18 protein-coding genes, 1 tRNA gene and 1 riboswitch are annotated in these 17,547 nt (G+C 70.1%); of the genes, 11 read left to right on the top strand and 8 right to left on the bottom strand.

All coding sequences use genetic code 11. The features are described 5' to 3' along the window. Nucleotides 1-86 precede the first annotated feature (86 nt). Nucleotides 87-575, top strand: a complete 489-nt coding sequence (locus ACFYZZ_RS14710; RefSeq protein ID WP_389175431.1) for a carboxymuconolactone decarboxylase family protein — start codon at nucleotides 87-89, stop codon at nucleotides 573-575. 107 nt (nucleotides 576-682) lie between these two features. Next, complete coding sequence (locus ACFYZZ_RS14715; protein WP_389175433.1) at nucleotides 683-985, top strand: hypothetical protein; 303 nt, start codon at nucleotides 683-685, stop codon at nucleotides 983-985. A 103-nt stretch (nucleotides 986-1,088) separates the two neighbouring features. Here ACFYZZ_RS14715 and ACFYZZ_RS14720 read toward each other — a convergent pair whose 3' ends face one another. Further along, a complete protein-coding gene (locus ACFYZZ_RS14720; protein WP_389175436.1) occupies nucleotides 1,089-1,892 on the bottom strand; it encodes a hypothetical protein in 804 nt (267 codons plus the stop codon). A gap of 61 nt (nucleotides 1,893-1,953) precedes the next feature. After that, a complete protein-coding gene (locus ACFYZZ_RS14725) occupies nucleotides 1,954-2,940 on the bottom strand; it encodes a GlxA family transcriptional regulator (RefSeq protein ID WP_389175439.1) in 987 nt (328 codons plus the stop codon). A gap of 152 nt (nucleotides 2,941-3,092) precedes the next feature. On the opposite strand from ACFYZZ_RS14725, the gene ACFYZZ_RS14730 reads away from it, so the two are divergent. Further along, nucleotides 3,093-3,542, top strand: a complete 450-nt coding sequence (locus ACFYZZ_RS14730; RefSeq protein ID WP_389175442.1) for a hypothetical protein — start codon at nucleotides 3,093-3,095, stop codon at nucleotides 3,540-3,542. Nucleotides 3,543-3,739: 197 nt separating this feature from the next. Here the strand turns inward: ACFYZZ_RS14730 and ACFYZZ_RS14735 are convergent, their stop codons facing one another. Beyond that, entirely contained in the window at nucleotides 3,740-5,074 is a 1,335-nt protein-coding gene (locus ACFYZZ_RS14735; protein ID WP_389175445.1) for an SGNH/GDSL hydrolase family protein, read from the bottom strand. A 211-nt stretch (nucleotides 5,075-5,285) separates the two neighbouring features. Here ACFYZZ_RS14735 and ACFYZZ_RS14740 point away from each other — a divergent pair, with 211 nt between their 5' ends. Beyond that, on the top strand, nucleotides 5,286-6,599 hold the full coding sequence (locus ACFYZZ_RS14740; protein ID WP_389175448.1) for a DUF445 domain-containing protein: 1,314 nt from the start codon (nucleotides 5,286-5,288) through the stop codon (nucleotides 6,597-6,599). Nucleotides 6,600-6,643: 44 nt separating this feature from the next. Continuing rightward, nucleotides 6,644-7,246 (top strand): RdgB/HAM1 family non-canonical purine NTP pyrophosphatase, encoded by a 603-nt coding sequence (gene rdgB / locus ACFYZZ_RS14745; RefSeq protein ID WP_389175450.1) that lies wholly within the window; start codon nucleotides 6,644-6,646, stop codon nucleotides 7,244-7,246. A 56-nt stretch (nucleotides 7,247-7,302) separates the two neighbouring features. Here rdgB and ACFYZZ_RS14750 read toward each other — a convergent pair. From ACFYZZ_RS14750 to bcp, 4 genes are all read right to left on the bottom strand, one after another. Then, nucleotides 7,303-7,378, bottom strand: a tRNA-Leu gene (locus ACFYZZ_RS14750). Between the two features lie 10 nt (nucleotides 7,379-7,388). After that, on the bottom strand, nucleotides 7,389-7,997 hold the full coding sequence (locus ACFYZZ_RS14755; RefSeq protein ID WP_389175453.1) for an HNH endonuclease: 609 nt from the start codon (nucleotides 7,995-7,997) through the stop codon (nucleotides 7,389-7,391). Nucleotides 7,998-8,246: 249 nt separating this feature from the next. Continuing rightward, on the bottom strand, nucleotides 8,247-8,873 hold the full coding sequence (locus tag ACFYZZ_RS14760; protein WP_389175456.1) for an HNH endonuclease: 627 nt from the start codon (nucleotides 8,871-8,873) through the stop codon (nucleotides 8,247-8,249). A gap of 136 nt (nucleotides 8,874-9,009) precedes the next feature. Further along, nucleotides 9,010-9,477 (bottom strand): thioredoxin-dependent thiol peroxidase, encoded by a 468-nt coding sequence (gene bcp, locus ACFYZZ_RS14765; protein WP_389175459.1) that lies wholly within the window; start codon nucleotides 9,475-9,477, stop codon nucleotides 9,010-9,012. 92 nt (nucleotides 9,478-9,569) lie between these two features. On the opposite strand from bcp, the gene ACFYZZ_RS14770 reads away from it, so the two are divergent. From ACFYZZ_RS14770 to ACFYZZ_RS14780, 3 genes are all read left to right on the top strand, one after another. Continuing rightward, nucleotides 9,570-9,899 (top strand): DUF3618 domain-containing protein, encoded by a 330-nt coding sequence (locus ACFYZZ_RS14770; protein ID WP_389175460.1) that lies wholly within the window; start codon nucleotides 9,570-9,572, stop codon nucleotides 9,897-9,899. A gap of 116 nt (nucleotides 9,900-10,015) precedes the next feature. After that, on the top strand, nucleotides 10,016-10,318 hold the full coding sequence (locus ACFYZZ_RS14775) for a GroES family chaperonin (protein ID WP_385165896.1): 303 nt from the start codon (nucleotides 10,016-10,018) through the stop codon (nucleotides 10,316-10,318). A gap of 47 nt (nucleotides 10,319-10,365) precedes the next feature. Beyond that, nucleotides 10,366-10,436: riboswitch (guanidine-III (ykkC-III) riboswitch) on the top strand. Nucleotides 10,437-10,473: 37 nt separating this feature from the next. Further along, entirely contained in the window at nucleotides 10,474-10,794 is a 321-nt protein-coding gene (locus ACFYZZ_RS14780) for a DMT family transporter (RefSeq protein WP_389175463.1), read from the top strand. A gap of 45 nt (nucleotides 10,795-10,839) precedes the next feature. On the opposite strand, the gene ACFYZZ_RS14785 is transcribed toward ACFYZZ_RS14780, so the two are convergent. Beyond that, a complete protein-coding gene (locus tag ACFYZZ_RS14785) occupies nucleotides 10,840-13,437 on the bottom strand; it encodes a transglycosylase domain-containing protein (RefSeq protein ID WP_389175775.1) in 2,598 nt (865 codons plus the stop codon). A gap of 1,488 nt (nucleotides 13,438-14,925) precedes the next feature. Between ACFYZZ_RS14785 and ACFYZZ_RS14790 the strand changes: the two genes are divergently transcribed. From ACFYZZ_RS14790 to ACFYZZ_RS14800, 3 genes are read left to right on the top strand one after another with little or no spacing between them, the layout of a single operon-like run. Then, complete coding sequence (locus tag ACFYZZ_RS14790) at nucleotides 14,926-15,726, top strand: ABC transporter permease (RefSeq protein ID WP_389175465.1); 801 nt, start codon at nucleotides 14,926-14,928, stop codon at nucleotides 15,724-15,726. 49 nt (nucleotides 15,727-15,775) lie between these two features. Then, complete coding sequence (locus tag ACFYZZ_RS14795) at nucleotides 15,776-16,543, top strand: ABC transporter permease (RefSeq protein ID WP_389175776.1); 768 nt, start codon at nucleotides 15,776-15,778, stop codon at nucleotides 16,541-16,543. Then, the gene (locus tag ACFYZZ_RS14800; RefSeq protein WP_389175468.1) at nucleotides 16,501-17,508 is read left to right on the top strand and encodes an ATP-binding cassette domain-containing protein; all 1,008 of its coding nucleotides are present in this window, start codon (nucleotides 16,501-16,503) and stop codon (nucleotides 17,506-17,508) included. The genes ACFYZZ_RS14795 and ACFYZZ_RS14800 overlap by 43 nt, the downstream gene beginning before the upstream one ends. Nucleotides 17,509-17,547: the final 39 nt, after the last annotated feature.

The following is a 17,547-nucleotide window of genomic DNA, read 5'->3' on the forward strand; positions in this document are numbered from 1 at the left end:
TCTCTCCCGATTCCTGTCACATCTCCGTGCGCCCGTCCGTCAGTGCTGTGAAGACGCCGATCAAGCCCACACCAAGGAGCGCAGCCATGACGAACACCTCGATCTCCCGTATGCCCAACCCGGCCGAGTTCGTTCCCGAGCTGAACGACATCAGCGCCGCCCTCTTCCGGGCCACGGGCAACCGCTCGGTGCCGCGCGCCACGATGAGCCTCGTCCACCTGCGCGCCGGGCAGATCGTCGGGAACACCTACCTGACGGTCCTGAACACCGGTTTCCTGCGCAAGGCCGGGGAGTCCGAGGAGCGCATCACGGCCGTCTCCTCCTGGCAGGACGCCCCGTACTTCACGGACGCCGAGCGCGCCGCCCTCGCCCTGGTGGAGGCCACCCTCCAGCCCGCCCCGCACGGCCAGGAGCGCGTCTCCGACGAGCTGTACGCCGAGGTGGCGAAGCACTACGACAAGAAGGCGCTGGCCACCCTCACCATCGCGATCGGCCAGATCAGCTTCTTCATCGCCCTGGCCGTCATCGGCAAGCCGCAGCCGGTCAGCTCCCTCGCGGACGAGCAGTGGGACTGACCCTCGGCTCCTCCTGGGTCGTCGGAAACTTGACAAGCCTCGACTCAGGTTCAGCCTGTCTGCCGACCCCGGCGTTAGCCTCAGGGCACAGACAAAGGGAGGCAGACATGGCGAAGGTTCCCAGCTCGGTGATCGCCGCGACCGGGCTCGTCGGTGGTTACGGCGTCGCTCGCTGGACCAAGAAGCGGCAGCTCGGCGGGGCCGTCCTGGCCGTCGCCGGTGCCGCCGCCGCGCAGCAGTGGCGGCAGCGGGCGGGCGGTAAGGCCGCCGGTGCGCTGACCGCCGCGTACGTCGCCGCGTTCGCCGGATCGCACCCGCTGGCGAAGAAGGTCGGCGCCTGGCCGTCGGTCTTCGGTGTCGCGGGCGCCGTGGCCCTGGCCTCCTGGGCCGTCGCCGACCGGCGGGCGTAAGCGCCGGGCGCCGGGCGCCGGGCAGGGGGATGACTTACCGGGAAGGACTTCCTGGGAATGACTTCCTGGGAATGACTTACCAGGAGGACTTCCCGGTAAGGCCCTACCTGCCCAGTGCCGTCCGCAGAGTGATCCCGTACTGGCCCCGCAGCCTCCGCACCTCCCACACCGACAGCGCCGTCACCGACAACGGGCCGCCCAGCAGGAACGTCCAGAGCACGACGGGCGGGGCCGCTACGTCCGGGCCGTCGAACAGGCCCAGGGCGAAGAGGGACCAGACCAGGAGCGGGGAGATCAGGGCCGGCAGCAGCTCGTGCACGTCGGCCAGGCGGAAGCAGGAGTTCAGGCCGTAGATCAGCGCGATCAGGGTGAAGAGGATCGCGAAGACCAGCATCAGCGCGCAGACCAGGGCCCCGATGAAGAACAGGATCATGATCAGCAGGCCGTACAGGATGCCGTGGTAACTGAAGTCGGCCGTCGAGATGATCTCGCCCTTCAGCATCTTCACCATCAGCCAGGACATCCCGGCGCCGAGCGCGATCGCGCCCACCGCGGTGAGCGGGCCGATCAGACGGCTCGCGTACAGGCGGCCCAGCGGTGAGCGCGCTCCGACGATGAAGACCGTCACGGCGACAAGGCCGACGGCCAGGGTGAGACCGCTGCCGATCAGCAAGTCCTCCAACTTGCCCATGACGAGCTGCTCGCGGCCCTCGGCCAGCGGGTACGCCATCAGCAGCCACACCGTCGCCACCAGGCCCACCGCCGTACGGGCCCACTGCAGTCCGGAGACGACCGGGTCCTCGATGCGGTCGGGGCGGGAGGGTGCGGTCATCGTCGTCGCGACCGCGAAAGGGTTGGGTATGGACCGGAGGGACGCGGCGGGCGCGCCCCGGCGGCTGGTATTCACGTGTACTCCCCCGAGAAACGTTCCGTGATTCACGCGTGGGCGCGTGCCACGGCCCGGCATCCTAACCGATCATGGTCGGCTTCTCGTCCGCCCCCAAAACACCCGTCCTGAACGCCCGCCGATAAGCCTGCGGACTCGTCCCCACCACCCGGCGGAAGCGTTCCCGGAACGCCGTCGGCGACCCGAAGCCCGCCTGGGCAGCGATCCGTTCCACCGGGTACGGCGTCGTCTCCAGCAGGTACTGGGCCCGACGCACCCGCGCCCGACGCAGCCACTGCAGCGGCGTCGTACCGGTCTGCTCGCGGAAGCGGCGGTTGAGGGTACGGCTGCTCATGCGGGCCTGTGCCGCGATCTCGTCCAGGGTGAGGTCGCGGTCGCAGTTGTCCTCCAGCCAGGCCAGGAGGGGCTCCAGAGTCGCGCCGGCCGGGGCCGGAGGCAGGTCGTGGACGATGAACTGGGCCTGCCCGCCCTCCCGTTCCAGCGGCATCACGGACATCCGGGCCGCGTGCGCGGCGACCGCCGAGCCGTGGTCCTTGCGGATCATGTGCAGGCGCATGTCCATGGCCGCGGCCGCGCCCGCCGAGGTGAGGAACTGGCCGTTGTCGACGTAGAGGACGTTCGGGTCGACGGTGATCTTCGGGTACATCGCGGCGAGGTCCCCGGCCGCCCTCCAGTGCGTCGTCGCCCGCCACCCGTCCAGCAGCCCCGTCGCCGCGAACACGAACGCGCCCACGCAGATCGACGCGACGCGCGTCCCGTTCGCCGCCGCCGCGCACACCGCCTGCGCGACGCCCGGCGGCAGCGGCGCGGTCGGGTCGGCCACGCCCGGCAGCATGATCGTGTCCGCCTCCGCCAGCGCTTCCAGGCCGTACGGCGCCCGCACCGTGAAGACCCCCGCACCCGCGCTCACCTCCCCCGCCGGGGAGCAGACCCGCACCCGGTAGGCGGGCCGCCCGTCCGGCAGCCGGGCCCAGCCGAAGGTGTCGATCGGGACGGACAGGTCGAAGGGGATCACCTGGTCCAGCGCCAGGACGGCCACGGTGTGCATGGCAGGAAACTAGCCGTACAGCGGATTGTCGCCAACCTGACAGAGCAGCCCGTCTCCCCTGATACCTGAGGACAAGGAACTGGCGAGAATCCGTCACCCGCTGGCAATCCCGCCACTTTTCCCGGGATCCGCCGCCCGCCTAGCCTCCCCCCGTGACCAAGTTCCTCCTCGCCGTCCACGTCCTCGCCGCGATCGTCGCCATCGGGCCCGTAACCGTCGCCGCCAGCATGTTCCCGCCCGCCGCCCGCCGGGCCCTGGCCGCCCCGGACGACGCCCGGGCCGCGGAGACGCTGCAGCTGCTGCACCGTATCTGCAAGGTCTACGCCGTCGCCGGTGTCGTCGTCCCGGTCTTCGGGTTCGCCACCGCAAGCACCATGGGCGTGCTCGGCGGCGCCTGGCTGATCGCGTCCATCGCACTCACGGCGCTGGCCGCCCTCGTGCTCGCCGCGCTGGTGCTGCCCGCCCAGACCGCGCTCGTGGAAGGTGAGGGGACACGCGAGAAGACCGTACGACTGGCCATGTTCACAGGGGTGTTCAACCTGCTGTGGGCGGCCGTGACGATCCTGATGATCGTGCGGCCGGGGTCGACGACCGGAGCCTGAGTTTCTGTTATCGGCGGCGGATGTCGTCCGTCTCCGGGACATGCGCGTGACACCTCAGACCATCAGCCGCCGGAGTCTCGTCAAGGCCGCGGGAGCAGCGAGCGTCACCGCCATGGCCGGCGGGCTGCTGCTGCTCCGGCGACGGGACAGGACCGCCCGGCGCCCGGCGCCCGGAACAGTGACGGCAGTCCCGGTCCCTACAGCTCCGTCTGCCCCGCGCCCTTGAGCGCGTTCAGGTCGAAGACCTCGCCCATCTTGCCGAAGCCCAGGTCGCTGGGGTGCAGATGATCCCCGGAGTCGTACTCGGAGCGCAGGCGGCGCGGGTCGTAGGGGTCCCTGAGGGACTTGTCGAAGTCGACTACGGCGTCGTACACCCGGCCCGCCCGGATCTGCGCGTTGACCTGCTGGCGCACCGCCTCCCGGGCCGGAGTCCAGCCGCGGTGGCCCTCGAACGGCATGAGGGTGGCGCCGACGACCTTCAGACCGCGGGCGTGAGCCTGGCGGACCAGGGTGCGCAGGCCGTCGGCGATCCGGTCCGGGTCGGCGAGCTTCGGGTTGCGCAGGATGTCGTTGATGCCGAGGTCGATGACGACGACCTTGACGTTGGTCCGGGAGAGCGCGTCCCGGCCGAAGCGGCCCAGGCCGCTCTGGTTCTCGGCGGGCCGGCCGAGGCCGTCGGCGAGGACCTGGTTGCCGCTGATGCCCTCGTTGACGATGCCGTAGCGGGGCAGCGTGTCGCCGCTCTCTACGGCCGTGCGCAGGCGGCCGGAGAGGACGTCGGTCCAGCGGTGGTTGGCGCCGACGGTGGAGGTTATGCCGTCGGTGATGGAGTCACCGAACACGACGACCGTGCCGGTGGCCTCGTTGCTCAGGACGTCGAGGGCCGTCAGATAGCGCCAGTACGGGGTCTGTTCGGTGTACGGGGTGCCGGTCGCGTCCTCGGTGCGGTCGCCCTGGGCGACGTACGACAGCTGCCGCGCGTGCGGGTGGTACGTCACCGGGCCGGACGGGGTCGGCGAGTACGTGGTGACCAGGACGTCCGTGCCGTGCGGGATGGTCAGACGCACCGCGTCGCTGAGCACCTGGCCGCCGGCCGGTATGACGACGCCGACGCTGCCGTTGAAGGTGAGGCGCCGCATCGTTTCCGCGTCGGCCGCGGCGGTGCCGTCACCCGCCGAGAGGGCGAGGGAGGCGTGCGTGATCGTCAGCGGGGACTGGCCGTACAGGTTCGACAGCGTGATCCGGGCGCTCGTCCCTCCGGTGCTCGCGTGCACCACGTTCCGCACCGAGCGGCCGGCCAGGCCCTCGGTCTCCGTGCCCGGCTCGCCGCCCGCGGGCGCCGTGGACCAGGCGCCGACCCAGGTGCCGGTCGAGGCGGGAGCGACCGACGAGTCGTGGTGCGGGCGGCCGCCCGCGAAGACGCCGCGAGGGGTGCCGTCGTCGGCCGCCACGGTGACGTAGATGACGGCGCACACGGCCACGACCAGCGCGACAACCGCACTGAGAACGGCATAACCACGACTCTTGGTCATGCTTCCGTTGTTCTCCCCCGGGAAATGGGAGCCCGAGGCTCCGGTCTGAAGAGCCCATGATCGCTCATGGGCCCGGGAGAGCTGACAGGGCCCTGCCCAAAACCCCCCTCCGGACAGACGCCGGGAACTCCTGTTCCGTTCCGGGAGTCGGTCAGGAAGGGACAATTGTGTGCGGGATCACCGGACGGGTGGAGCTGAACGGGTGGAGCTGATGGAACGTACGGAGACGGAAACACCGAGCCGGACCACGTCGTACCGGACCATGACCGCCTTCACCCCGGCCGACGAGGAGCGCCGGCGCGGGGTACGGCACATGAAACTGACGGCGGCCGGCCTGCTGCTGTTCGTGGCGGTCGTCTACGCGCTGGCCACCTGGGCCTCGCACGAAGGCGCCGGCCCCTGGACGGGCTACGTGGCCGCCGCCGCCGAAGCCGGCATGGTCGGCGCCCTGGCCGACTGGTTCGCGGTCACCGCCCTCTTCCGGCACCCCCTCGGGCTGCCCATCCCGCACACCGCGATCATCCCGACCAAGAAGGACCAGCTCGGCGTCTCGCTCGGCGAGTTCGTCGGCGAGAACTTCCTCTCCCAGGACGTCGTACGACAGCGACTGCGCGCCGTCGGCATCGGCAGCCGGCTCGGCGCCTGGCTCGCCGAACCCGACCACGCCGACCGGGTCACCGCGGAACTGGCCACCGCCCTCAGAGGCGCCCTGACCGTGCTGCGCGACTCCGACGTACAGGCGGTCGTCGCAGAGGCGATCACCCGGCGCGCCGAGGCCCAGGAGATCGCACCCGGCATCGGCAAGATGCTGGAGAAGATCGTCGCCGACGGCGGCCACAAACGGGTGGTCGACCTCGTGGTCACCCGCGCCCACGACTGGCTGGTCATCCACCGGGACGACGTGATGGTCGCCGTGGAGGGCGGCGCACCCGGCTGGACCCCGCGGTTCGTGGACCGGAAGGTCGGCGACCGCGTCTACAAGGAGCTGCTGCGCTTCGTCACCGAGATGCGCGACATGCCCTCCCACCCCGCACGCGGCGCCCTCGACCGCTTCCTCACCGACTTCGCCTCCGACCTCCAGTCCGACACGGACACCCGGGCGCGGGTCGAGCGGCTCAAGGGCGAGGTGCTGGGCCGCGGCGAGGTGCAGGACCTGATCGCCTCCGCCTGGACGGCCGTACGCTCCATGATCGTCGCCGCGGCCGAGGACGAACGCAGCGAGCTGCGGCTGCGGGTACGGGCCGCCCTGCTCTCCCTGGGCTCCCGGATGGCCGCCGAACCGAAGGTGCAGGAGAAGGTCGACAGCTGGGTCGAGGGCGTGGCCGTGCACATCGTCACGACCTACCGCAAGGAGATCACCTCCCTGATCACCGACACCGTGGCCGGCTGGGACGCCGAGCACACCACCCGCAAGATCGAGGCCCACATCGGCCGCGACCTGCAGTTCATCCGGATCAACGGCACGGTGGTCGGCTCGCTCGCGGGTCTGCTGATCTACGTGATCTCAAGAAGCCTCGGAGCCTGACCAGGAATCCCGACCAGGAATCCCGACCAGGAATACTGACACCCATGACCCGCCTGATCCTCGCCACCCGCAACACCGGAAAGATCACCGAGCTGAGGGCCATCCTCGCCGAAGCAGGCTTGCCGCACGAACTGGTCGGCGCCGACGCCTACCCCGACATCCCCGACGTCAAGGAAACCGGCGTGACGTTCGCGGAGAACGCCTTGCTGAAGGCACACGCCCTGGCCCAGGCCACCGGCCTGCCCGCCGTCGCCGACGACTCCGGCCTCTGCGTCGACGTCCTGAACGGCGCCCCCGGCATCTTCTCCGCCCGCTGGGCGGGACGACATGGGGACGATCGCGCCAACCTGGAGCTGCTGCTGGCCCAGCTGGCCGACATCACGGAGGAGCACCGGGGCGCCCACTTCGCCTGCGCGGCGGCCCTGGCGCTGCCGGACGGCCGGGAGCGTGTGGTCGAGGGGCAGCTGCGGGGGGTGCTGCGGCACGCCCCGGTCGGCACGAACGGCTTCGGGTACGACCCGATCCTGCAGCCGGAGGGCGAGACGCGGACTTGCGCCGAGCTGACCTCTGAGGAGAAGAACGCGATCAGCCATCGGGGGAAGGCGTTTCGGGCGTTGGTGCCGGTTGTTCGGGAGTTGTTGGGCTGACTTCACGGTCAGGCCCCGCACCCCTTGAAACGGAGGTGCGGGGCCTACCTTTCCTGTGGGCCCGGTGGGACTCGAACCCACGACACACCGGACCTAAACCGGCGCCCTCTTGGCCAGCTGGGGTACGGGCCCGCAGCGCTGGCTACTCTACCGGCCCTCGGGCACCAGGTTTACGGCGAGATCGATTCGCGTAGGTGTCCGTCTGGCTGTGGCATGAAGGGCAGAGATACCGGAGGTTTTCGCGGCGGTTGTCCAGCCGGTCACCGTTGATGTGATCGATCTCAAGGACCAGTGGCTTACCGTGCCAGATGTCGCTGATGCCGCACTCGGCACAGATGTGCGGCACACCGAGGTCGTCGAGGGCACGTCGTAGCAGGACCGTCTTGGTGCGGTTTGAACCTGGTTCCTCTCGACGCAGGATCTGGTCGGCAGACTTTCGGTGCCGCGACACGGAGCCGCGAGAGTGGCCTTGCCCGGTGAAGTGATCAGTGGCGATGCCGTGTGCCTGCAGACTTCGCTTCACTCGTGCGCGGGCGGCGCCATTGTTGTCGCGGTAGCCGAGGATCCTGAGGAGGCCGGCAACACTGACAGCTCGGGCGGCTGCCGATGCGAGAACGTCCCGGGGAAGATTTTCGAGACTGCGTCCGCAACCACGTGTGAAGTGGGACGTGTCGATGCCGAATTGTTCCAGTCGCTTTCTGACGAGCCCGTAAGGGCTGTCATCCGGCGGATAGCCCAGATACTCGAACATCTCGCGGATGCTTGTGGGACCGGGCTGCCGCTTCTTCCAACAGCTCGCGCGCATAGGACCGCTTCTCTCGGGGTGGAAGCGGCTCTTCAACGAAGTGCGACGTGTCGATCCCATAGTGCTCCAGCCTGTGGCGCAGGTAGCACCGAGGACCGCTGCCCAACGTCGTGCCCAGCCGTCGCATCAGGTCCACCAGGCTGGTCGAGACGGCGGCGGTCCTCATCAGCACATCCCTGGGGTACTTGGGAGTCCTCATGCGTCCCTCCGCCTCCGGCGCCCCCGGTAAGTGTCGGTCGTGGCATGGCAGTTAGGGCACAGCAGCCGCAGATTCTCCGGGCGGTTGTCCCACCAGTCACCGCTGATGTGGTCGACTTCGAGGCGGAGCGGTTTACTGTTCCACTCCGGCCCTGTGCCACACGCCGCGCAGACTTCACGGACTCCGGTACGCAGAAGCTCTCGGAGCAGCCGCTCGCCAGGGACCCTTCCGTCTTCGGGGCCGCGCAGGGTGAGCGGGCCGCCGAGCGATCCCTTCGGGCGCCCCTTGCGTACAGGTGTGAAGTGCGAGGTGTCGATTCCGAGCGCAGCGATGCGGCGACTGATGTGCGTCTGGTTGCCCCCGACCTGGCTGATTCCGAGATGGCGCACGACGTCCTTGATGCTGCTCGACACTGCCACAGCCGCGCGTAGACGCTCTTCCGTGTGCCGAACCTGGTTCGTGGCGAAGTGCGAGATGTCTATGCCGGCCTCGGCCATCTTCTCGCGCAGGTAGCGCCTGCTCCCGGGAGTCGGTCTGCCGCCGCACAATCGAACGGCGTCGTCGATGTGCCCCGTCTCGCGGGCGGCTTCCTCCAGCAGTTCGCGGGTGTACCTGACGGTCATGCCCCCTCCGTCCTGGCTGCACGTTCGCAGCTCGTACGGAGTAACGAACCGGTTATCGGACAGTCACGCACGGAAATGGAAAGCGGCTCGCACTGGAGTACCCCAGTGCGAGCCGTCCGTCGGCAAGATCGGACCCTCAGATCCCCAGGTCCTTGATGATCTTGGCCACGTGGCCGGTGGCCTTGACGTTGTAGAGGGCTCGTTCGACCTTGCCGTCCTCGTCGACGATCACTGTGGAGCGGATGACTCCGACGACAGTCTTGCCGTAGAGCTTCTTCTCGCCGAAGGCGCCGTACGCCTCCAGGACCTTCTTGTCGGGGTCGGCCACCAGCGTGACCTTCAGGGACTCCTTGTCGCGGAACTTGGCCAGCTTCTCGGGCTTGTCGGGGGAGACGCCGATGACGTCGTAGCCGGCGGAGGCCAGGACCTGGAGGTTGTCGGTGAAGTCGCAGGCCTGCTTGGTGCAGCCGGGAGTCAGGGCCGCGGGGTAGAAGTAGACGATGACCTTGCGGCCCTTGTGGTCCGACAGGGACACCTCGTTGCCGTCGGCGTCGGGCAGGGTGAAGGCGGGGGCCACGTCCCCGGGCTGGAGTCGCTCGCTCATCGGTCCAGCGTAACGGGGGGCGTTGCGGCGCGGTGGAGGGTGGAGCTGACAGACTGTCCGGGACAGCATCAGGAGACTTCGGAGGCCGTACGGTGGCGGACACGTCGGACACCAGAACCCCGGCGCAGATCGAGGCGGACATCAGGCGCCGTCGCGAAGCGCTGGCCGAGACGCTCGACGAGATCGGGGTGCGGGTGCATCCGCAGACGATCGTCGCGGACGCCAAGGCCAAGGTCGTCGCCAATATCGATCACACGGTCGGGCGGGCCTACGTCCAGGTCAACCGGGTGGTCAGTGAGGTGCGGGCGCAGTTCGTGGACGAGGAGGGTGCGCCGCGGCTGGAGCGGGTCGTGCCGGTCGCACTGGTTGTGGTGGGGGTCGTGGGGCTGCTCGCGGTGGGGTCGCGGCGGCGTAAGCGCTGACCAGGGCGGAGACGAGTGGTGGCCCGAGGTCGTACGAGTCCGTCCCAGGCAGGTAGGTTCGAGGCGTGAGCGCCAACAGAAACAGCAACCCTCAGCACGACAAGCTGCCCATCCGGATGCTGCACGACCGGGTTCTCGTGCGGCAGGACGCCGGTGAGGGCGAGCGGAGGTCGGGCGGCGGCATCCTGATTCCCGCGACCGCGGCGGTCGGGCGGCGGCTGGCCTGGGCCGAGGTCGTCGCGGTGGGGCAGAACGTACGGACCGTGGAGCCGGGTGACCGGGTTCTGTTCGATCCGGAGGACCGGGCCGAGGTCGAGGTGCGGGGCGTGGCGTACGTGCTCATGCGGGAGCGTGATCTGCACGCGGTGGCCGCCGACCGGTTCGAGGGCGGCGAGGACTCCACCGGTCTTTATCTTTGATCAGAAGCTGAGGAGGGGCTGGTGACGGTTGTCACCAGCCCCTTTGTCGTTCCCTTGCTATGTTCGAAGGAGCCCGACGAGACGCGCCGTACCGGGATGCAGGCAAAGACGACGCACCGCAGAGAGTCGTCCGTTCGTCTCGGAGGTGTGTTGTCGTGGCCTGGGTGCTGCTTGTCGTGGCCGGTCTGCTCGAGGTCGGCTGGTCGATCGGGATGAAGTACACCGACGGGTTCACGCGGGTCGTGCCCAGTGTGCTCACCGGTGCCGGGATCGTCGCCAGCATGGTGCTGCTGTCGTACGCCGCCAGGTCGCTGCCGATCGGTACCGCCTATGGCGTGTGGGTGGGGATCGGGGCGGCCGGGGCGGCGGTGCTCGGCATGGTGGTGCTGGGTGAGCCGGTCACCGCCGCCCGGATCTTCTTCGTCTGTCTGCTGCTGGTCGCCGTGGTGGGGCTGAAGGCGACCAGCGGTCAGTGACCCTTTCCTTCCTAGGGCCCTTCCCTTCCTAGGGCGCTTCCCTTCCTAGGGTTGGCCTCCGGCGTCGCCGCCGGTGGTGCCTGTGGTGCCGCCTGGGGCACCCCCGCCGGTGGTCGTGCCTCCGGCGGGGGTGCCTCCGCCGGTGGTCGTGTCGCCGGCCGTGGTGCCGCCGGCCGTGTCGCCCCCGGTGGTGCCGCCGGTGGTGGTGGTCGTACCGCCGTCCGTCGTGCCCCCGGTGGTGGTGCCGTCGGTGGTGGCGCCGCCGCCGGTGGTGGTGCCGTCGGTCGGGGTGCCCGTCGGGCCGCCGTTGTCCTGGCCGCCGGTGGTGGTGGCGCCGCCGGTGTCCTGGCCGCCGTCGGTGGTGGCGCCGTCGGTCGGGGCGTCGGTCGGGGCCTGCGTGCCGGGTGCCTGGACCTCGGCGCCCTGCTGCAGCTGGAGGTCGAAGTCGGTGACCGGCTTGCCCTTGAGGGCGTCCTTGGTGAACTGGGCCCAGATCTGGGTGGGCGCGCCGCCGCCGTTGATGCGCGGCAGGCCCATCGCGCCGTACAGCGGCTTGTGGGCCGCGGTGACCGGGTCCTGGCCCATGACGGAGACGACGGTGGCGAGGTCGGGGGTGTAGCCCGCGAACCAGGCGGCGGTGTCCTCCTCGGCGGTGCCGGTCTTGCCGGCGGCGGGGCGGCCGGCGGCCTGGGCGGCGGTGGCGGTGCCGGACTGGACCACGCTCTGCAGGACGGAGGTGGTGGTGTCGGCGGCCTCGCGGCTGACGGCCTGCTTGACGGGCTCGTCGGGGAGCTTGATCTCCTCGCTGCCGGCCTTGGTGATCTTCTCGATCATCGTGTACGTGCCGTGCTTGCCGTGGTTGGCGAGGGTCGCGTACGACTCCGCCATGTCCAGGACGCTGGCGGTGGCGGTGCCGAGGGCGATGGACGGGTAGGGCTGGAGGTCCTTGGTGTCGGCGGGGACACCGAGGGCCACGGCGGTCTGCTTGACCTTGGACGGGCCGACGTCGACGGCCATCTGCGCGTACACGGAGTTCACCGACAGGTCGGTGGCCTTGCGGACGGTGATGTTGCCGTAGGACTTGGAGTCCTCGTTCTCGGGGGCGTAGGGGCCGCCGCTCCAGCCCTGGACGGACCGCTTGTTGGTGCCGTCGTAGTAGGTGTTCGGGGTGATGGTCTGGCCGGCCTGGGTGGTCGAGCCGTTCTGGACCGCCGAGGTGAACACGAACGGCTTGAAGGTGGAACCGACCTGGAAGTCACCGCGGGTGGCGCCGTTGGTGTACTGCTTCACGTAGTCGACGCCGCCGTACATGGCGACGACCTTGCCGGTCTTGGGGTCGACGGAGGCGCCGCCGGCGCGGACGGCGTTGTCGACCTTGTTGTTCTTCTTGTCCAGCTTGGACATCAGCTGGTCGTCGACGGCCTTGACGAAGGCGTCCTGCTTGTCCTTCTGGATGGTGGTGGTGATGCGGTAGCCGCCGAGGGCCAGCTTGTCGGGGTCGATGATGTTGTTGGTGGTCAGGTAGTGCTTGACCGCCTCGACGAGGTAGCCGCGCTGGCCGGAGAGACCGGTGGAGATGGTCTGCTCCTTCGGCATGGGGAACTTCATGCCGGCGCGCTTGGTCTCGCTGAGCCAGCCCTTCGTGACCATGCCGTCCAGGACGTAGTTCCAGCGGGCGAGGGCGGCGGCCTTGTTCTCGGGGTGGGCTACGACGTCGTACTCGCTCGGTGCGTTGACGAGGGCGGCGAGGTAGGCGGCGCGGGCCGGGTCGAGGTCGGCGGCGTCCACGCCGTAGTAGGCCTGGGCGGCGGCCTGGATGCCGTAGGCGTTGCGGCCGAAGTAGCTGGTGTTGAGGTAGCCCTCGAGGATGTCGGCCTTGGACTTGTTGCGGTCCAGCTTGATCGAGATGAAGAACTCCTTGGCCTTACGGGTGACCGTCTGTTCCTGGGCCAGGTAGTAGTTCTTCACGTACTGCTGGGTGATCGTCGAGCCGGACTGCTTGCCCTTGCCGGTGGCGGTGTTCCAGCCGGCGCGGAGCATGGCCTTGGGGTCGATGGCGGACTCGGTGTAGAAGTCGCGGTCCTCGGCGGCCAGGACGGCGTGCTGGGCGGCCTTGGAGACCTGGGAGAGGTCGACGTTCTCGCGGTTGATCTGGCCGTCGCGGGCGAGCTGGGAGCCGTCGGCGTAGAGGTAGACGTTGCTCTGCTTGGTGGCGAGGGCGTTGGCGGGCGGGATCTTCACGAGCGAGTAGCCGAGGAAGAACAGGCCGATGACCAGCAGGACGCCGATCACGAAGGTGCTGAGCACCATCCGCCAGGTGGGGATGATCCGCCGCCATCCGGTCCGCTTGGGCCGCTTGGGCTTCTTGCCCTTGCCGCCGCCGGGGCCGTCGGGGCCACCAGGGCCGTCGGGACCGCCGGGGCCGCCGCTGTCCGGGAGGGGGGTGGGGGGGCCGTCGGGGGTCTGGGTGGTGGAGGTCGTGGAGGTGGCGCGGGCGGCGCGGGCGGCGCGGGCGGCAGCGGGGCCACCCGCAGCCGCAGCGTCGGCCGCAGCTGCAGCACCGGCACCGGCCGCAGCACCGGCACCGGCCGCGGAGGCGGCCGGGGACTTCGGGGCGGCGGAGGCAGCGGCCCCGGCGGCCATGGCGGCGGCGCTCGCCGCAGCACCGCCGGCCGCGGCGGCCTGAGCAGCGGCGCTCCCCTTGCCGGGCCGGTTCGGCTGGCCCGGCCGGTTCGGCTGGCCCGGCTGGGCCGACGGGCTCGACGGGCTCGACGGACTCGACTGGTTCGGCCGGTTCGGCTGAGCCGACGCGGCCTGGCCAGGAGCCTTGATCCGGCGGAGGACCTGCGTGCTCTCGGCGGGTGCCGGAGCCTCGCCGGAGGCCTGGGAGGCGGCGGCTCCCTGGTTCCCCTCCTGGGAAGCCCGGGGTGCCTTGATACGCCGGAGGACCTGGGTGCTCTCCGCCGCGTTGGGCTGCCCGGACTCGTGCGACCTGTCGTCCGCCTGGGCCCGCCCGGACTGCTGGGGCACTCCGGCCCGCTGGGACGTCGTGGCCGAGTCGGCCTGCTTCTGGGACTCGTCGGACTTCGCCGAGCCCTGCGACTGCCCGGGGAGCCGGGACCCCACCGATGACTGGGAGCCCTGGGCCTTCTCGAACGGACGGAACTCGGCAGATCCCTGGGGCTTGTCGGACCCCTGGGCGTTCCCCGCTGCCCGGGGCTTCTCAGCACCCTGAGCCTTGCCGGACGCCTGAGGCCTGTCGGACGACGCCTGCGCCTTGTCGAACGCACGGAACCCGCCAGACCCCTGGGACTTCTCGGGCCCCTCGGCGTTCCCGGACGCCTGCGACCTGCCGGACGCCGGAGGCTGCTCGGGCTGACGGGACTCGGTAGAACCCTGCGACTCCACGGACGACTCGGACTTCTGGGACTTCTGGGACTCCTCGGCTCCCGTACCCACCTGGATGCCCCGGCCTTCCGTCCTCCCCGCACGGCTCGCCTGAGCCGCCCGACGAGCCCGCGCGGCCTGGTCGGCACCGGCACCGGCGGCCGGAAGCGGCTGCCCCCCGGACGTCCGGTCCGCCGCACCCGCCTGGCCCCGGGCACCCGGAGCCGCCGAACCGTCCCGGCCCTCGGCACCCGAAGCCGCCGAACCGTCCTGGCCCTGGGCACCCCGAGCCGACCCGGCGGCCGAGGCCGAACCCGGACGGTCCTGCTGCGAGCTGCCCTGCTCTCGGCCCCCGTCCTGGCCCTTCCGGTCCCCGGACCCGTCCTTCTCGGCGGCGGTTTCGCCGGCGGGCGTCTTCGGAGTCCGCTCCTCGCGGCTCCGGGCGGTGGACCCCGGCTCTCCGGGCCCTTCAGCCTGCAGCGGTTCTTCTGGGGCCCCGCCCTGGGTGTGCTGCTGCGGCTGCGGCTCGTCGCTCATCTCGTGCACGGACTCCTGTTTCGCGTCGTACGTTTCCCGTACGCCTCGTACGCCTTACTAGCGCCCCCGGTTTGAAGACTGTCGCACCTGGCGTTCCGTTCCCGGATTCCGGCACGCTTCCGGGGCGGAAAATGCGTGGCCGGTCGCCGGTCCTCCGGACTAGGCTCCTGCGCTTCGGTGTCGAGCGGTCCAGGGAGGTCGACTGGCGTGGGCGCGGGACGGTTGTACGCGGCCGTCGCGGCGGGTGGATTCAGACGGTACGCGACGTATCGGGCGGCCACTGCGGCAGGGGTGTTCACCAACACGGTCTTCGGGCTGATTCTCGTCTACACCTACCTGGCGCTGTGGGACCAGAAACCGCACCTCGGAGGCTATGACCAGGCACAGGCGGTCACCTTCGTGTGGCTGGGGCAGGCACTGTACGCGACTTTGTCGATTCAGGGGGGCGGCTTCGAGACCGAGTTCATGGAACGCATCCGTACGGGTGAGGTCGCGATCGATCTGTACCGGCCGGCGGATCTCCAAGTGTGGTGGCTCGCGAACGATTTGGGACGGGCGCTGTTCCAGCTGCTCGGGCGTGGAGTGATCCCGTTCGCCTTCGGGGCGCTGGTGTTCCCGACGGCGCTCCCGGACGATCCGGGCAGGTGGCTGGCCTTCCTGATTTCTGTCGCGCTCGCGATGATCGTCAGCTTCGGGATCCGCTACCTGGTGGCGCTGAGCGGGTTCTGGCTGCTGGACGGCACGGGGGCGCTGCAGACGCTGATGATCACGGGCATCTTCTGTTCGGGGATGGTCCTGCCGCTGAACGCCTTCCCGGGGACGCTCGGTGAGGTCGTACGGGTGCTGCCGTGGGCGGCGCAGCTCCAGGTGCCCGCGGACGTGCTGATGGGCGAGGCCGACCCGCTGCCCGCCTTCGTCTTCCAGGCGGCGTGGGCGGTGGTGCTGCTGGCGGCCGGACGGCTGGCGCAGACGGCGGCGGCGCGACGGGTGGTGGTGCAGGGTGGCTGAGTACAACGCCCTGGCCGAGGGGCTGCGCGCCTACCGGTTGATCTCCGGGATGTGGATCCGCTCCACGCTGACCTACCGGGTGTCCTTCGCGATCAGCGTGGTCGGTGGCCTGCTGGTGACCGGCCTCGACTTCGTGTCGATCCTGCTGATGTTCTCGCGGGTCGACGTCCTCGGCGGCTACTCGCTGCCCGAGGTCGCGTTCCTGTACGGGCTGTCGGCGACCTCGTTCGGGTTCGCGGACCTGGTGATCGGCTCGGCGGACCGGCTCGGCAAGCGGGTGCGCGACGGCACGCTCGACACCCTGCTGGTGCGGCCCGCGCCGGTGCTGGCGCAGGTCGCTGCCGACCGGTTCGCGTTGCGCCGGATCAGCCGGATCATGCAGGGGTCGCTGGTGCTGGGCTACGCGCTGGTCGCGTCGGACATCGGCTGGACGCCGGTCAAGGTGCTGATGGTGCCGGGGATGCTGGTCTGCGGTGGGGTGATCTTCTCGGCGGTGTTCGTGGCGGGGGCGGCTTTCCAGTTCGTGGCACAGGACGCGTCCGAGGTGCAGAACGCGTTCACGTACGGCGGCCAGACGCTGTTGCAGTACCCGCCAACCGTGTTCGGCAAGGAGTTGGTGCGCGGGGTGACGTTCATGCTCCCGCTGGCCTTCGTCAACTGGGTGCCGGCGGCCTATGTGCTGGGGCAGCCGTATCCGCTGGACGGCGTGCCGCAGTGGGCGGCGTTCGCGCCGCCGCTGGTGGCGGTGGTGTGCTGCGCGGCGGCGGGGCTGGCGTGGCGGGTGGGCCTTCGGTCGTATCGGAGTACAGGGAGTTAGCGGTGGACGCCTTCATCGAGGTGGACGGGGTCGAGAAGGTCTTCGAGGTGCGCAGGAGGACCGGGTTCCTGAAGCGGGAGCGGCGGCAGGTGCGGGCGGTGGACTCGATCTCCTTCAGCGTGGCGCGCGGTGAGATGGTCGGCTACATCGGTCCGAACGGGGCCGGGAAGTCGACGACGATCAAGATGCTGACCGGCATCCTGACGCCGAGCGCGGGCCGGCTGCGGGTGGCGGGGATCGATCCCTCGCGGGAGCGGACGCGTTTGGCGCACCGGATCGGGGTGGTGTTCGGGCAGCGGACGACGCTGTGGTGGGACCTGCCGCTGATCGACTCCTACCGGCTGGCGCACCGCATGTACCGCATCCCGGACGCCCGTTACCGGCAGAACCTGGACCGCTGCGTGGAACTGCTGGAGCTGGAGGCCCTGTTGGACGTGCCGGTGCGGCAGCTGTCGCTGGGCCAGCGGATGCGCGGGGACATCGCGGCGGCCCTGCTGCACGATCCGGAGGTGCTGTACCTGGACGAGCCGACGATCGGCCTGGATGTGGTGTCGAAGGCGAAGGTGCGGGGATTCCTGCGGGAGTTGAACGCCGAGCGCGGGACGACGGTGCTGCTGACGACGCACGATCTGCAGGACATCGAGCAGGTGTGCTCGCGGGTGATGGTGATCGACCATGGGCGGCTGATGTACGACGGTCCGCTCGCGGGGCTGCACGAGGCCGGGGAGGGCGAGCGGACGCTGGTGGTGGACCTGGAGCGGGAGCTGCCGCCGATCGAGGTGCCGTCGTGCCGGGTGGTGCGGGTGGAGGGGCCGCGGCAGTGGCTGGCGTTCCCGGCGGGGCAGTCGGCGGCGCCGCTGGTGGCGGCCGTCGCGGCCGAGTATCCGCTGGTGGACCTGTCGGTGCGGGAGCCGGACATCGAGGCCGTCATCGCGAAGATGTACGCCGAGAAGGCGGTCTCGTAGGTGTCTCCGCAGGTGTCTCCGCAGGTGTCTCCGCAGGTG

Origin of the sequence: Streptomyces sp. NPDC001816 (genome assembly GCF_042892235.1) — a bacterium.
Lineage (GTDB): Bacteria > Actinomycetota > Actinomycetes > Streptomycetales > Streptomycetaceae > Streptomyces.